The sequence below is a fragment of the Pseudomonas sp. TE3911 genome (genome assembly GCF_054062775.1).
The window spans coordinates 4,282,671-4,297,473 of record NZ_JBSSFP010000001.1; the positions used below are offsets into that span (position 1 = coordinate 4,282,671).

Consider the following 14,803-nt stretch of genomic DNA (forward strand, 5'->3'; position numbering starts at 1 on the left):
TCCACACCTCGCGTGACAGAGAAGGAAAGCCACCTTGATCCTTCCTTCTCAGGACCGCTCTTCATGCCCCAGCAGCCGACCCTAATCGCCCGCACCTTGCGCCAACTGTTACTGGGCGCCAGCCTCAGTTTCGCAGTATTGCCCCCGGTGATGGCCGCCGACCCCAAGCCTTATCACATTGCCCCGACCTCGCTGGAAGCGGCCCTCAATCAGTTTGGTCGCGAAGCCGGCGTATTGATTTCCTTCGGCTCCGAAATCACGGCGGGCATGCAGAGCCGTGGTTTGTCCGGCAGCTACAGCACCACCGAAGGCCTGCAAAAACTGCTGGAAGGCACAGGCCTGGAGGCCCGCCCTGAAGGTGACAACGCCTTCAGCCTGCAACCGGTAAACGCACCGGCTGCGGTAGAGCTGGCGACTTCCAGCGTGGTCGGCGACTGGCTCGGCGATGCGGCACAAACCAATGTGTTCGAACACCCCGGCGCCCGCGATGTGATCCGCCGCGAAGAGTTCGAACGCCAAGGCGCCACCCAGGCCAAGGACGTGCTCAACCGCATCCCCGGCGTCAACGCTCCGGACAACAACGGCACCGGCAGCCACGACATGGCGCTGAACTTTGGCATTCGCGGACTCAACCCGCGCCTGGCGTCGCGCTCCACCGTATTGATGGATGGCATCCCGGTGCCCTTCGCGCCGTATGGCCAGCCGCAACTGTCCTTCGCACCGATCAGCATGGGCAACATGGACGCGGTGGACGTGGTACGTGGCGGCGGCGCCGTGCGTTACGGCCCGCAGAACGTCGGCGGCGTGGTCAACTTTGTGACCCGCGCGATCCCGGATGCGCCAACGGTCAAGGGCGGCTTGCAGACTGAAACCAGCCCGTCATCCAGCCATGACGGTTTCAAGACCACCGGCAACCTGCTGGCCGGCGGCACGGCCGACAATGGCCTTGGCGGCGCGATTCTGTATTCCGGCACCCGTGGTGGCGACTGGCGCGAAAACAGCAACACGCGCATCGACGATTTGATCCTCAAGGGCAAATACCAGCTCGACGACGCCAATAGCTTCAACGCCATGGCGCAGTACTACGAAGGCCAGGCCGATATGCCCGGCGGTTTGAACGTGGCGAACTACAAGGCCGATCCGTATCAGTCCACCCGCCCCTACGACAAATTCTGGGGCCGCCGCACGATGTTCAACGTCGGCTACCGCTACGAACAGGATCGTCGAGAATTCACCGTCAACAGTTTCTTCACCAAGACCCTGCGCAGCGGTTATCTGGACCAGGGCACGTTCCTGTCGCTGTCCCCGCGTGAGTATTGGGTGCGCGGCGTGGAAACCCGCTTCGCCCAGGGCTTTGACCTCGGCCCGACCAGCCATGAAGTGGGCGTCGGCTACCGCTACATCAACGAAGCGGGTCACGAGTTGCGCTACCGCACGCCGATCTCGGCCAACAACCAGCAAATCCCCACGACTGACAGCCGCAACGACCGCGACACCCGTGGCGGCACAGAAGCCAATGCGTTCTTCGTCGATGACCGGATTGATATCGGCAAGTGGACCATCACCCCGGGCATTCGCTACGAGATGATCGAGTCCCAGCAGAGCAATAATCTGACCAACGTCAAATACAAAGGCGACTACAACACCGCGCTGCCGGCGTTGAACGTGCTCTATCACCTGACCGACGACTGGAACCTGTATGCCAACACCGAAGGTTCATTCGGCAGCGTGCAGTACAGCCAGATGCCCAACCGCGTCACCAGCGGTGAAGTCAAACCGGAAAAAGCCCGCACCTGGGAACTGGGTACCCGCTATGACAACGGCACCTTGCGCGCGGAGATCGGTGCGTTCCTGATCAACTTCGATAACCAGTATGAAAGCAACCAGACCAACGACTCGGTAATCGCCCGGGGTGAGACACGCCATCAGGGTATCGAAACCAGCGTCAACTACGCCCTCGATGGTTTGAGCCCGGCGTTGGCCGGTTTCGATGTGTACGCCACCTACGCCTACGTCGACGCCACCATCCGCGAAGACGGCCCGAACAAAGGCAACCGCGTGCCCTTCTCGTCCAAGCACAAAGGCACCCTCGGCGTGGGTTACACCGAAGGGCGCTGGAAACTCAATGTGGACAGCAGCTACCAGAGCAGCCAGTTCGCCGATAACGCCAACACCGAGGCCGAGACCGCCGACGGTGCCAACGGACGCATCCCCGGCTACATGCTGTTCAGCAGCCGCGCGGCCTATGATTTCGGCCCGCAACTGTCGGATTTGAACGTGGCGGTCGGCGTGAAGAACATCTTCAACAAGCAATACTTCACGCGCTCGTTTGACGATAACAACAAGGGCAAATACGTCGGTGAGCCACGCACGGTGTACGTGCAGACCTCCATCGCGTTCTAACTGCCCAAGCAACACACGACCTGTGGCGAGCGGGCTTGCCCCGCGTTGGACTGCGTAGCAGGCCCGGCCTTTTCAAACAAAGAGCTAAGGTCGCTTCGCAACCTAACGCGGGGCAAGCCCACTCGCCACAACAAACCCGTTTGCCTTAATAGCATGCTCGCCCTGACCCGCCGGTTCTAACTGCCCGCCAGGCAACTGGGGGTGGCTTCGACCAATGCATCGATTGCACACCGTGTCTTGGCCGGCATATGCGTGGCCGTGGGCCAGATCACATGGATGGGCGCAGGTTGCTCGCGATAGTCGGGCAATACTGCGACCAACTTCCCACGCAGCACATAGTGCGCAATCAACCAACTCGGCAACCAGGCCAGGCCGACGCCCGCGATGGCGGCATCGGCAACAGCCTGGAGGTCGTCCATCATTAACGGCGAGGCCACGCGATTGCGGTGCGGGGTGCTGCTGCGGTAGGCGATGCCGCGATGGCCGGCAAGGTCTTCGATGCATTCAATCGGCCCAACGCGCTGCAAGTACGCCGGTGACGCCGCCAGTCCCACGGCCTGCTCGCCCAGCCGACGCGCACTGAGGCGGTCGGTGTCGGGGAGCGGGCCGATCCGCACGGCGACGTCGAAGCCTTCCTGTGCCAGGTCCACCAGCCGATCGGCGAAGCTGATCTCGATTTCCAGTTCCGGATAACGCGCCATCAATCCCCACAATGCCGGGGCCGCGTAGTGGTGCCCGAAGGCCAGCGGCAAGCTGGCCCGCAAGCGGCCGCGTGGCTGTTGCCGGCCGCTTTCCAGCACCGATTCGGCAGCCTCGAGCTCCGCCAATGCCCGCAGGCAATGTTCGTAGTACGCCTGGCCGTCCTCGGTCAAACGCTGGCGGCGGGTGGAGCGCTGCAGCAGGCACGTGCCCAAGCGTGCCTCCAATCGCGCCAGGCCCTTGCCAACCGCCGAGCGTGTGAGATTCAGGCGTTCGGCGGCCTCGGTCAGGTTGCCGCTTTCGACGATTTGCAGAAACAGCTCAACGCCATCAAAACGCGGTCTGGCCATGGCTCTATTGTCGCCCTTGATTCCCCTATTAGCAGAAAACTTATCACGAATAACGAACCCTATTCCCCTGAAAATATCCCGATACCCATCCACAGGAGAATCCCATGCCACCCGTCGCCACGTTAACCGCCACCAGCCGCCCGCGCACCGCCAGGAATGGGCTGGCCCTCACTGCCGTGTGCCTCGTCGCGCTGATGTTCGGCCTGGAGATTTCCAGCGTCCCGGTGATCCTGCCGACGCTCGAGCGAGAGTTGGGCACGGGCTTCCAGGCCGCCCAATGGATCATGAACGCCTACACCTTGGCCTGTACCAGCGTGCTGATGGCGGCGGGCACATTGGCGGATCGCTTTGGCCGTCGCCGCATGCTGGTGTTGTGCCTGTGGGTGTTTGGCCTGGCCTCACTGGCCTGTGGGCTGGCCGAGGAGGCTTCGCTGCTGATCACGGCGCGGTTTGTTCAGGGCATCGGTGCCGGAGCGATGATGATTTGCCAATTCGCCATCCTGTCGCACCTGTTCAGCGAACCGGTAGCACGGGCACGGGCCTTTGCAATATGGGGCGTGATTGCTGGCGTGGGCCTGGGCTTCGGACCGATGATCGGCGCATTGATCCTGGCGGTGGCGGATTGGCGTTGGGTGTTCCTCGTGCACGTGCCCCTCACCCTGTTCACCCTGGTGCTGCTGCACATCAGCGTGCAGGAGTCCCGCGACCCGGCCGCCCGTCGCCTGGACATCGCCGGTATGCTCACCTTGACCGTGTCGGTGTTTGCCCTGGTGTACTTCATCACCCAAGGCAGCGAGCACGGCTTCGGCGCACCGGCCATGCTCGGTTGGGCGGCGTTGTCGGTGCTCGGCTTGCTGCTGTTCATCGCGGTCGAGCTTCGCAGTGCACACCCAATGTTCGACTTCTCGGTGTTCCGCATCCAGCGTTTCAACGGCGCGTTGATGGGCTCGATCGGCATGAACTTCAGCTTCTGGCCGTTCATGATCTACCTGCCGTTGTACTTCCAGGCGGGCCTGGGTTACGACACCCTGACCACCGGCGCAGCCCTACTCGCCTACACCTTGCCGACCTTGCTGGTGCCGCCGCTGGCCGAGCGCCTGGCTCTGCGCTATGGAGCCGAACGCATCATCCCCCTGGGCCTGGGCCTGATGGGCGCGGGCTTTCTGGCCATGGCCGCCGTCAACGGCGCCGAGCACCCACGTATTGAGCTGGTGCTGCTCAGTTGCGTGATCGCCGGCGTAGGCCTGGCGCTGACCAACTCGCCCACCACCAACACCACCACCGGTTCGGTGTCGGCGGACCGCGCGGGCATGGCCTCAGGCATCGACCTCAGTGCGCGGCTGATCACCCTGGCGCTCAACATTGCCCTCATGGGGTTGGTGCTGTTGCTGGGGATCAGCCATCACCTGGCCGAGGTGCTGCCCGCTGCCACGGCAATGGATTGGCCGGTTATCAGTCAAAACATTGCCGCAGGAAAACTCGAGTCAATGGGGCTGACAGTCAACGACGCTCAGGCAGCACTGCGCCACGGCGCCGGTTGGGCGATGCTGTTTGCCGGGTTGGGTGCTGGCGGGCTGGCGATGCTGAGCCGGTATTTTTTCCGACGCAGGCGCTAAACGAAAACGGGCCTGCAGATGCAGGCCCGTTTGAGGGGGTCAAAAGAAAGTTAGCCGTTGATGACAGCGTTTTCGTTTTCCAGGAATTCCTGTTCCAGCGCGTCTTCATTCACTTTGTTGATTGGCTGGTTTTTCGCGGCAGCGCGGGGCTTGCCTTGCAGTCTGCCAAACAGATGTTCCAACGCGTGGTCCAGCTTGGTGGCCGCACTGTCGATCGCTTGTTCCAGGGTATCGCCCTTGGCGGATACCGACAGTGGTTGATGGCCTTTTGGCCGCGCTTCCAGGCGGCAACTTAAATCGTGGGGACCGGGCTTGTCGCCGTTCTCATCCCGCAGATAGACCTCCACTCGGGTCAGGTCTTCTTCATAACGTTCGAGCGTGCTCTCAATGGTAGTACGTACCCACTCCTCCAGTCGGATGCTGCTTTCAATATGGTTATCGCTATTGACTTGGATTTGCATAGTTCTTCCCTTATTTCAGCTAGCTCGCGAGAGGTCACAAACTGCAACACCGGGGTGGTGAAACCATGACCTCTTGATTACACAATTGAGCAGCCAGACGAACAATTCAACCCCTTTGCAAAGATAAATCCTACATTACAAATTAAGCCTGACTACGGGCAAAAACGCTGTTAGGGTGGGGAGTTAGTTACATCTTCTTACGCTCTGTAAACGTCATAATTGCCCCTCTCCCAACGGGTGCAATCCGCGAAAAATCCCCGCTTCCTCTACCAGCCAGTCATGCACCGCGCGCACGCCCGGATGGCTCAGTGCGCCTGGCGCATACAGCAGCACATAGCGCTTGTGGTTGGGCACCGCGAGGCCGAACGGCACGATCAAGGTGCCGCGCTCCAGCTCATCGTTGAGCAAAGTACGCCGCGCAATCGCCACGCCCATACCGGCGATGGCGGCTTCTATGGTCAAGTGGTTGCGGTTGAAGGTGTGGCCGCGGCGAACATCGGCGTCGTGGTAGCCAATTGCATTCAGGTAAAACTCCCACTCGGCATACTCATAACTCCCACGCCAGGCGGTGATGTCGTGCAGCAGCGGGAAATGCACAAGGTCGGCCGGGCCATGCAAGGGCGGACGACCGCGCAACAGGCTTGGCGCACACACCGGAAATATCTGCTCATCCAGCAAGGCTGTGGATAACAGCCCAGGGTAGCTGCCGTCGTTCAAGTCGATAGCCAGGTCGAAGTCCCCCTCATGCAGGGCAATGCTGCTGTCCTCGGCAACCATGCGCAGTTGGATGTCCGGAAAGCGTTGCTGCAAGCGTGGCAAACGTGGGGTGAGCCACTTGCCGAGAAACGACGGGATCGAGCGTAGGCGCAAGGTGCCGCTGATCATCCCCGCATCGAGCCGCTGCAATTCGGCATCAATGCTGCCGTATGCCTCCCCCACCGTAGCCGCCAACCGCTGCCCCTCCGCACTCAACTCCACACCCCGCGCCCGTCGATGGAACAGCCGAAACCCAAGACGCTCCTCCAACTGGCGGATTTGTTGGCTCACCGCCCCCGGTGTGATGTGCAGTTCTTCGGCGCAGCGGGTGAACGACAGATGCCGCGCAGCGCAGGAAAACACGTGTAACCAGACATAAGTCTGGCCATGGAGAGGGCGAGCCATAGGGTTTAGTCCTGCTAAAGGGTGTCTTAGGATAATTCGTTGGTCAGTGCCGATCCAGAGGCTCAGTATCGCGCCAATTGCGCTCGTCCTACAAAACATGGCAGCGATTCCTACTCCATTGCTTGTAAGGGTTTAGCATGGCTATCAGTGTTTTTGATCTATTCAAGGTGGGCATCGGCCCGTCCAGCTCCCACACCGTCGGCCCCATGCGGGCAGCGGCGACCTTCGCCCAAGCCCTGATCGACCAGCGATTGCTTACCGAAACCCGACGGATTGAAGTGCGTTTGTACGGCTCGCTGTCCGCCACCGGCGTCGGCCATGCCACCGACCGCGCCTGCGTAATGGGCCTGATGGGTGAATGGCCGGACCGTATTGACCCCACCTCGATCAATAGCCGTATCCAGCAACTGCGCGAGACCGGCCGCTTACTGCTGGCAGGCACCCAGGACATTGCTTTCAACTGGCACACCGATCTCCTGCTGCTGGAAGAAAGCCTGCCCTACCACCCCAACGCCATGTCCCTACACGCCTATGGCGACAGCGGACTGCTTAGCGAGCAGACGTATTACTCGGTGGGCGGTGGTTTCATCATCGAAGCTGCCGAAGCAGCGTCAGGCATTGCGCCGACCAGCGATGTTGAATTGCCCTACGACTTTTCCAGCGCCGTCGAACTGCTGGCCTTGTGCAACAAGCACGGGCTGCGCGTTTCAGAGTTAATGATGGCCAACGAGCGCGCGTGGCGCAGTGACGAACAGATCCGCAGCGGCCTGCTGCATATCTGGTCGGTGATGCGCGAATGCGTGGAGCAAGGCCTGCGCGATGAAGGCATCTTGCCCGGCGGTCTAGATGTGCCACGGCGCGCGGCGAAATTGCACCGCAGTTTGTTGGAAATCGGCAAACCCAATGTCATCACCTCGACCTTGTCGGCCATGGAATGGGTCAACCTGTTCGCCCTTGCCGTCAACGAAGAAAACGCCGCCGGCGGACGCATGGTCACCGCACCCACCAACGGCGCGGCGGGGATCATCCCGGCGGTGCTGCATTACTACATGAAGTTCAACGCCGACGCGTCCGACGACGATGTGGTCAATTTCTTCCTGGCCGCCGCCGCCGTCGGCATCCTGTGTAAGAAAAATGCGTCGATCTCCGGTGCCGAAGTCGGCTGCCAGGGCGAAGTCGGCTCGGCCTGCGCCATGGCCGCCGCCGGCCTTGCCGACATCCTCGGCGCCACCCCCGAACAACTGGAAAACGCCGCCGAAATCGGCCTGGAACATAACCTCGGCCTGACCTGCGACCCGGTCGGCGGCCTGGTGCAAGTGCCGTGCATCGAGCGCAACGCCATCGCGGCGGTCAAGGCCATCAACGCCACGCAAATGGCCCTGCGCGGCGACGGCAAACACTTCATCTCCCTGGACCGGGTGATCCGCACCATGCGCGATACCGGCGCCGACATGCATGACAAATACAAAGAAACTTCACGGGGCGGCCTGGCCGTGAGCTGGGTGGAGTGCTGAGGAGCATTCCCTGACTGCCCCAACGTGAGCCCGCGCAAAAATAATAACGAGGCAATAACGATGACCGATGTACGTACACCTGCTGCCGAAAATCCTGTTGAGGTAGAAAACACCGTAACAACCGGCTGGACCAAGCACGACACCACTTGGATGCTCGGCCTTTATGGCACCGCCATCGGCGCAGGCACTTTGTTCCTGCCGATCAACGCCGGCGTCGGCGGCTTCTGGCCACTGATCGTGCTGGCGTTGCTGGCCTTCCCGATGACCTTCTTCGCCCACCGTGGGCTGACGCGCTTTGTACTGTCAGGCACATCCGGCGACATCACCGAAGTGGTCGAAGAACATTTCGGCGTCGGTGCAGGCAAGCTGATCACTTTGCTGTACTTCTTTGCGATCTTCCCGATTTTGTTGGTGTACAGCGTTGCGTTGACCAACACCCTAGGCAGCTTTATGGAACACCAACTGCACATGACACCGCCGCCCCGGGCGATCCTGTCGCTGGTGCTGATCCTGGGTTTGATGGCTATTGTGCGCTGCGGCCAGGGCGTGATCGTCAAGGCCATGAGCGTGCTGGTGTACCCGTTCGTCGCCGCCTTGCTGTTGCTTGCGCTCAGTCTGATTCCCAACTGGAACGGCGCGTTTTTCGCTTCTGCCAGTGAGGGCATGCCGCTGCCCGTGTTCTTCAAGACCCTGTGGCTGGCGATCCCCGTGATGGTGTTCTCGTTCAACCATTCGCCGATCATCTCCGCGTTCGCCGTCGACCAGAAACGCGTGTACGGCCCGCTGGCCGAGCGCAAAAGCAGCGGCATCCTCGCCACAGCCCACGGCATGATGGTGCTGACGGTGATGTTCTTCTGCTTCAGCTGCGTGCTGGCTCTGTCCCCGGCGGACCTGGCGGCAGCAAAGGCGCAGAACATTTCGATCCTGTCGTACCTGGCCAACCACTTCCAAACCCCTGTGATCGCTTACGCCGCGCCGTTGATCGCGCTGGTGGCCATTACCAAATCCTTCCTTGGCCACTACATCGGCGCCAGCGAAGGCTTCCAGGGCTTGATCGTCAAATCTCTGCGCGGGCGTAACCGCTCCCTGTCGTCCAAGTGGCTGGAACGCAGCACCGCCCTATTCATGGTGCTGACCTGCTGGGCCGTGGCCACCTTCAACCCAAGCATCCTGGGCATGATCGAAACCCTGGGCGGGCCGATTATCGCGTGCCTGTTGTTCCTGATGCCGATGTACGCGATCCAGCGCGTGCCAGCCTTGCGCCAGTATTCGGGCCAGGTGTCGAATGTATTTGTGGTGGTGATCGGCTTGATTGCGCTGTCTGCGATCGTTTTCTCTGTACTGCCCTGAAACAGGTCACCGATTTCAATAACAACCCAAAACAATTGTGGGAGGGGGCTTGCTCCCGATAGCGGTCCTTCAGCCAATAAATGCTCGACTGAAGGACCGCTATCGGGAGCAAGCCCCCTCCCACATTGGGATCCCGGTGCCTGGAAAGCCGCTGTACGGCACGCCCCTTGCTGTACAGCTCATGAGGTAAACGGAATTTGTACAACCTCAGCGACGGAGTGGCCGGTGGTCAGGAGACGCGAACTAATCACGACACCGGTCGTCAATGACTGCATGTTCTTATCAGGCGGTAACGCACCATGGACAATCCTTTTCAGATCATCACCGACACCTTCACCCCAAAATACCGCGTCAACCTGAGTATTCAACGGCTGGACGGCAGCATCATGCTCACCCTCTCGAATGAGGATGGCGTGGTGGCCAAGCGCATGATCAGCGCCGCACAACGCAACGACCCGCAACGGCTCAAACGCCTGGTGCAGAGCATCCAGTTCGGCATTGCCATCGAGCAAGGCCACAGCGCCATGGAGATCCTGGCGGTGATGACGGATGGCGATCACAAATTATTGCAGCGACCGCCCACCCGCCCCCTGCCCTTCAGCGTCGGGCTTTAAAGCTCGCCCTTCTCGGTTTCCAGGCTCGCCTCGCCCTTGCGACGCGGGCCTTCGACCTTCACCGACGGGAATGCCGACGAGGCGTAACGCACCACCAGAATCGCGAATGCCAACAGCAAAATCCCACCGCACAGGTAGATGATGCCCACGTCTGGCGGGTTGTGGTGGGACACGTTGGAGATCAGCAGACGCGTCAGCGCAGTGATTGCCACGTAGATCAGGAAGCGCACTGGCATGTGGTTGGTCTTGACGGACGGATCACTCCTTTTTATTAAAAAATGATTGTTTTTTTAAGCAGTCGATCGCCAAGAAACTCTGACATTGCCAAGTTTTAAAGCCCCCCTGTATTTCCTTCTTGACTAGCAAATAAAAAACTAGTAAATGAAGCATCTCGAGAATTAGCATCTAGCCATCATTCAAGCTAATTTCAAATTGGGAACACTGACATTGAACAACAACACAAAATTGTAAACAGCATTAAAAACCCTTCATATAAGAACATTAAAAACAATAACCCCTTACCCATCAGCAGTGAAAAATACATGAACTTAGCCATTATAATTGGTGTTGAAAAATATCAGTCTCAAACTTACGACAACCTGCCAGCTTGCAAGAAAGACGCGGAAGCAATCAAAGCTGTTATTGAAAATGTGAAGGATCTAAAAGAGCTAATATTTTTCGGTGAAAATGAAACAGGTTCAGAAATAAAAAGAAAAATATCCGACATCGTAGAAAAATATAAAGGCGAAGATTTAAACGAGTTGTTCTTCTATTTTTCAGGACATGGAGAGCGATTTGAAGACGATTTTTTTTACGTGCTTTCTGACTTCGATCCCAAGCGCAAAGAAACTACAGGACTACGAAACTCCGAACTTGACGACTGGATAAAAACTCTCTCACCGAAACTCTGCATAAAAATAATTGACGCCTGCTTTAGCGGCACACAATACATAAAAAGTGAATTCAACGCGGAAGAAGAACTCAAGAAGTCGGCAAAAAAATACGGACTGAACGATATCTATTTTTGGTTTTCCTCACGTGAAAGCGAATCATCCTATGCTGGCACTGACTTTAGTTATTTCACTGAAAGCATACTAACTGCAATCACTGGGCTTGAAGGCGATGTGAGATATAGAGAGATAATGGCAGCTGTCGCAGACGACTTTGCAGATAAAGGCGGCCCCAAGCCAATATTTGCAACACAAGCCGATAATATAGAAAAATTCGGAACAATCACCAAACAAACACATCAAATAATTTACAGGTTATTTGGATTATCAGAAAAAAATACGGAGACTGAAGAAAAAAAGGAGAACCTCAAACCCCCTAAAACCCACCAACAAGAAGAGAATGTATACGCATTAGCGAAAAGAATTTCGGACAAGACTTGTTTTAATGAGCAGACGCTTATAGATTTCACAAACACATTTAAAGAGCAAATCGAGTCATGGCCTCAAAAACTAAAGCAAATATATAAAGTTGCGGTCGACTCCGACGTACACCCACAAGAAGTACCTAACGTTTCAAAAATAGGGGAGTGGTTAAAAAAACAATCCGAAGAAAACTACTTTGCCGAAGTCACCTATGCATCAAAAAGCTATAAAACTGAAGAATACAAGGCACTCCCTCAAAAACCTAAGAAGCAGGATCCATTTGGTCTTTCAGCCGCAGTGGTAATGGGTTCATTAGCCCGCTGGCGTCAAGACGAAGATACAGAGTATAAGTTAGAGACCGTGACCAAATCGACAACATATGTTAATGGCTTTTCTTATACGCACAATGCTGAGCACAGAATACTAAAAGTTACCCTTGAACCAAATATAGAAATAGCCTCACCAATTTGCATGCACACAATCTCAATATATTCCAACAAAGCTTTTTCCATACATTTCTCCTACGAAACACTAAAGAGAAAAAACTGGGAACAGCACTCAAAACCCGAATGCAACAAATGGAAAACTTTAAAAGTTAACATCAACGCAGAAAACTCCGCATCACTTACAGCAGACCTAATAAAAAAAGAAATAATGCAATGGCTCGAGATAGAACTTAAAAAAATTACAGAACAATAACTTCAACCATTTGTTATTTTAGACTTTACACTTAAACACCTGACACAAATTCATGTAAAGCACTGTAAAACACTTAGAATCTTACAGTGCTTATATTCAAAAACCAAATAAACCTTCACACATCAGACTTTTCCTTTACTGACGGGTATTTCGAAGAAGAGTATCTGACAACAAGGATGGAAAACGCTAACAACAATACGCCACCGCAAACGTAAATAATCCCCAAATCCGGCGCGTTATGGTGTGAAACATCGCTAATCAAAAGCCTGATCAAAGCTGTAACGCCGATATATAGCAAGAATCGCAAGGGCATATGATTTGTTTTAAAATATATACCAGACATTGCTAGCAGTTCTAGATAAATGAAAAGCAATAGAATGTCATCAACGCTTATTTTTTCTTGCCCGAGCATTCCCACAAAAGCGCTTACTGCTGCCCAAACTGTTATCAGAGCAATACCAAATAGGGCTAGGTAATGAAAGGCCTCTACAAGCAGATTACCCAACGAATCAGCCCCACCATGCAGGCTCTTGCGTAACTTCTCAATTCCACGAATTTCGTTCATTACTCATCACCATCAATCAAAGAAAAACTTGCAAAGCGAGGGTCAAGCGCACCAAAAACCAGCATGCACAGAGCTTTCAGACGTTTTTCGGCAAAAATAAAAATTGTTAGATTCAGGTGGGTTCGTCTTGAAATAAATCCCGACCATGGCGCCCAATTCCAGATAGATGAACAGCAGCAAGATGTCATCGATCTTGATGTGTCCGTTCTCCAGCATCCCCAGAAATTCCATCACCGCCGCCCAGGCGGTCACCGCACCAATGGCGAACAGCGCCAGGTAGTGGAACGACTCCACAAACAGATTGCCCAGCGATTCAGCCAGCCCATGGACTTGCTGGCGCAGCTTTTCGGCCCAGTTGATTTTCACGAGGGTACTTCCTTAGGTCGATTCGACCGGATAATGCGGGTTGGACGTGACGGTTGTTCTGCATGCAGAAAAAAGGCCAGAGGCAGGGATAAGATGATGGCGGGGTGACATGAGACACGCCAAACCTGTATTTACGGGCTACATTAAAAAACTGCTACCCAAACCCCACGGTTTGGCTTACCCTTTTAGCTGTATATAAATACAGTAGTCGCAAAAGACAACTATCGTGAAGGCATGTGAGGTGGTGAATGGCCGTCGAAGTGGTATACCGCAGCAGCCGAGATCTGGAGCGTTTGTTCATGGATAAAGCCGAAGCTGACCGTCATGACAAAATGCTTGAACTCGCTGAGTTGCTGGCAGAAGTGTTGCAAAAAGCCGTGCCGTCCCTGAGCGAGCAGCAGGTAGAAGAAGCCGGGATCTATATGGCGAAGAATCGCGATGTATTTGCCAAGGCGTTCAAGAGCCAACCGGATGCGTTGTCCGAGTTGCTCAACGCAGCGGCGGAATAAAGTCCGAATTGAACAGGCCCTGAATCAATGATTCAGGGCCTTTTTAATGCCTGATCATCCGTAAAGCAGGCGCTCGGCGAGTTCATCAGCCACACGTGCTGGGGAGCGTTTTTCCGCCTGGGCGTGGGCGTAGATTTCGGTCAGGCGTTTGCCGATGTTGGACAGGTGCGCGGTGATGGTCGGCAGTTCGGCCCCGCTGTGCTTGAGGGCGACGTAGATCAAGCCGCCTGAGTTGATCACGTAATCCGGGGCGTAGAGGATGCCGCGCCCTTCCAGTTGGTCGGCCACTTGCAGGTTGGTCAGTTGCGCGCTGGCGGACCCGGCCACGGCGGCGCAGCGCAGTTGCCCGACGCTGGTGCGGTTGAACACTGCCCCAAGGCCACAGGGTGCGAGGATGTCACAGGGCGTGCTGAGCAAGGCGTCGTTGGCGATGGGGTGCGCGCCCAGTTGTTCCATGGCCAGTTGCACTTTGCCGTGGTCGATGTCGCTGACCAGCAATTCAGCGCCGGCGGCGTGAAGTTGTTCAGCCAGTGCGTAACCGACGTTGCCCAGGCCCTGGATTGCCACGCGCAGGCCTTCAAGGTTGTCGCTGCCCAAGCGGGCCATGGCTGTGGTGCGAATACCGGCGAACACGCCCATGGCCGCATGGGGCGATGGATCGCCGGCGGCGGTGGTGCTGGTAACGAAGCGAGTGTGCTGGGCGATGCAATCCATATCGGCCACCGAGGTGCCACTGTCGACAGCGGTGATGTAGCGGCCGTCGAGTTGTTCCACACAACGCCCAAAGGCTTCAAACAGCGCCGCACGGTTTTCCACATGGGCGGGGCGCAGGATGACCGCGGTGCCGCCACCCACCGGCAACCCGGCCAGGGCGGCCTTGTAGCTCATGCCCTGGGCCAGCCGCGCAGCATCGGCCACGGCGCTTTCGTCGTCGGGGTAGGCGATATAGCGACAGCCGCCCAAGGCAGGCCCCAGGCGGCTGTTGTGAATGGCGATGACCGCCTTGAGCCCCGTGACCGGGTCGACGCTCAGGTGCAGCGATTCAAGGCGGGTGCTGTGCATGAGAGCAAACATCGTCAAGCTCCCGAATCACTTCTGGTGTCGCCAAGTATAGGCTTGCGGT

At 56.8% G+C, this 14,803-nt stretch carries 12 protein-coding genes and 2 pseudogenes; 7 read left to right on the forward strand and 7 right to left on the reverse strand.

Annotated elements, in window-relative coordinates:
- Positions 1-63 precede the first annotated feature (63 nt).
- A complete protein-coding gene (gene fecA, locus ACVWXD_RS19425) occupies positions 64-2,403 on the forward strand; it encodes a TonB-dependent Fe(3+) dicitrate receptor FecA (protein ID WP_122752516.1) in 2,340 nt (779 codons plus the stop codon).
- Between the two features lie 176 nt (positions 2,404-2,579).
- Here the strand turns inward: fecA and ACVWXD_RS19430 are convergent, their stop codons facing one another.
- A complete protein-coding gene (locus tag ACVWXD_RS19430; protein WP_457371257.1) occupies positions 2,580-3,452 on the reverse strand; it encodes a LysR family transcriptional regulator in 873 nt (290 codons plus the stop codon).
- Between the two features lie 104 nt (positions 3,453-3,556).
- Between ACVWXD_RS19430 and ACVWXD_RS19435 the strand changes: the two genes are divergently transcribed.
- Positions 3,557-5,068 (forward strand): MFS transporter, encoded by a 1,512-nt coding sequence (locus ACVWXD_RS19435; RefSeq protein ID WP_181642779.1) that lies wholly within the window; start codon positions 3,557-3,559, stop codon positions 5,066-5,068.
- A gap of 50 nt (positions 5,069-5,118) precedes the next feature.
- Here the strand turns inward: ACVWXD_RS19435 and ACVWXD_RS19440 are convergent, their stop codons facing one another.
- A complete protein-coding gene (locus tag ACVWXD_RS19440; protein WP_027604683.1) occupies positions 5,119-5,529 on the reverse strand; it encodes an HPF/RaiA family ribosome-associated protein in 411 nt (136 codons plus the stop codon).
- 213 nt (positions 5,530-5,742) lie between these two features.
- Positions 5,743-6,690 carry a LysR substrate-binding domain-containing protein gene (locus ACVWXD_RS19445; RefSeq protein ID WP_095183904.1) on the reverse strand — a complete coding sequence of 316 codons (948 nt, stop codon included), beginning with the start codon at positions 6,688-6,690 and terminating at the stop codon, positions 5,743-5,745.
- A gap of 137 nt (positions 6,691-6,827) precedes the next feature.
- Between ACVWXD_RS19445 and ACVWXD_RS19450 the strand changes: the two genes are divergently transcribed.
- The 3 genes from ACVWXD_RS19450 (at position 6,828) to ACVWXD_RS19460 (ending at position 10,168) form a co-directional block, all read left to right on the forward strand.
- Complete coding sequence (locus tag ACVWXD_RS19450; RefSeq protein ID WP_181642780.1) at positions 6,828-8,204, forward strand: L-serine ammonia-lyase; 1,377 nt, start codon at positions 6,828-6,830, stop codon at positions 8,202-8,204.
- Between the two features lie 60 nt (positions 8,205-8,264).
- The gene (locus ACVWXD_RS19455; RefSeq protein ID WP_095183902.1) at positions 8,265-9,554 is read left to right on the forward strand and encodes a serine/threonine transporter; all 1,290 of its coding nucleotides are present in this window, start codon (positions 8,265-8,267) and stop codon (positions 9,552-9,554) included.
- A 299-nt stretch (positions 9,555-9,853) separates the two neighbouring features.
- On the forward strand, positions 9,854-10,168 hold the full coding sequence (locus tag ACVWXD_RS19460) for a DUF3509 domain-containing protein (protein WP_032886408.1): 315 nt from the start codon (positions 9,854-9,856) through the stop codon (positions 10,166-10,168).
- Here ACVWXD_RS19460 and ACVWXD_RS19465 read toward each other — a convergent pair.
- Positions 10,165-10,416 (reverse strand): annotated as a pseudogene (locus ACVWXD_RS19465) (phosphate-starvation-inducible PsiE family protein); the annotation flags it as partial. The gene ACVWXD_RS19460 and the pseudogene ACVWXD_RS19465 overlap by 4 nt on opposite strands.
- A gap of 294 nt (positions 10,417-10,710) precedes the next feature.
- On the opposite strand from ACVWXD_RS19465, the gene ACVWXD_RS19470 reads away from it, so the two are divergent.
- On the forward strand, positions 10,711-12,240 hold the full coding sequence (locus ACVWXD_RS19470; RefSeq protein ID WP_457371258.1) for a caspase family protein: 1,530 nt from the start codon (positions 10,711-10,713) through the stop codon (positions 12,238-12,240).
- Positions 12,241-12,355: 115 nt separating this feature from the next.
- Here ACVWXD_RS19470 and ACVWXD_RS19475 read toward each other — a convergent pair whose 3' ends face one another.
- On the reverse strand, positions 12,356-12,805 hold the full coding sequence (locus ACVWXD_RS19475; protein WP_457371259.1) for a phosphate-starvation-inducible protein PsiE: 450 nt from the start codon (positions 12,803-12,805) through the stop codon (positions 12,356-12,358).
- A 120-nt stretch (positions 12,806-12,925) separates the two neighbouring features.
- Positions 12,926-13,171, reverse strand: a pseudogene (locus ACVWXD_RS19480) (phosphate-starvation-inducible PsiE family protein); the annotation flags it as partial.
- A 248-nt stretch (positions 13,172-13,419) separates the two neighbouring features.
- On the opposite strand from ACVWXD_RS19480, the gene ACVWXD_RS19485 reads away from it, so the two are divergent.
- Positions 13,420-13,680, forward strand: a complete 261-nt coding sequence (locus tag ACVWXD_RS19485; RefSeq protein ID WP_003171979.1) for a YebG family protein — start codon at positions 13,420-13,422, stop codon at positions 13,678-13,680.
- A gap of 54 nt (positions 13,681-13,734) precedes the next feature.
- Here the strand turns inward: ACVWXD_RS19485 and ACVWXD_RS19490 are convergent, their stop codons facing one another.
- Positions 13,735-14,754, reverse strand: a complete 1,020-nt coding sequence (locus ACVWXD_RS19490; RefSeq protein ID WP_032886406.1) for a Glu/Leu/Phe/Val dehydrogenase family protein — start codon at positions 14,752-14,754, stop codon at positions 13,735-13,737.
- Positions 14,755-14,803 lie beyond the last annotated feature (49 nt).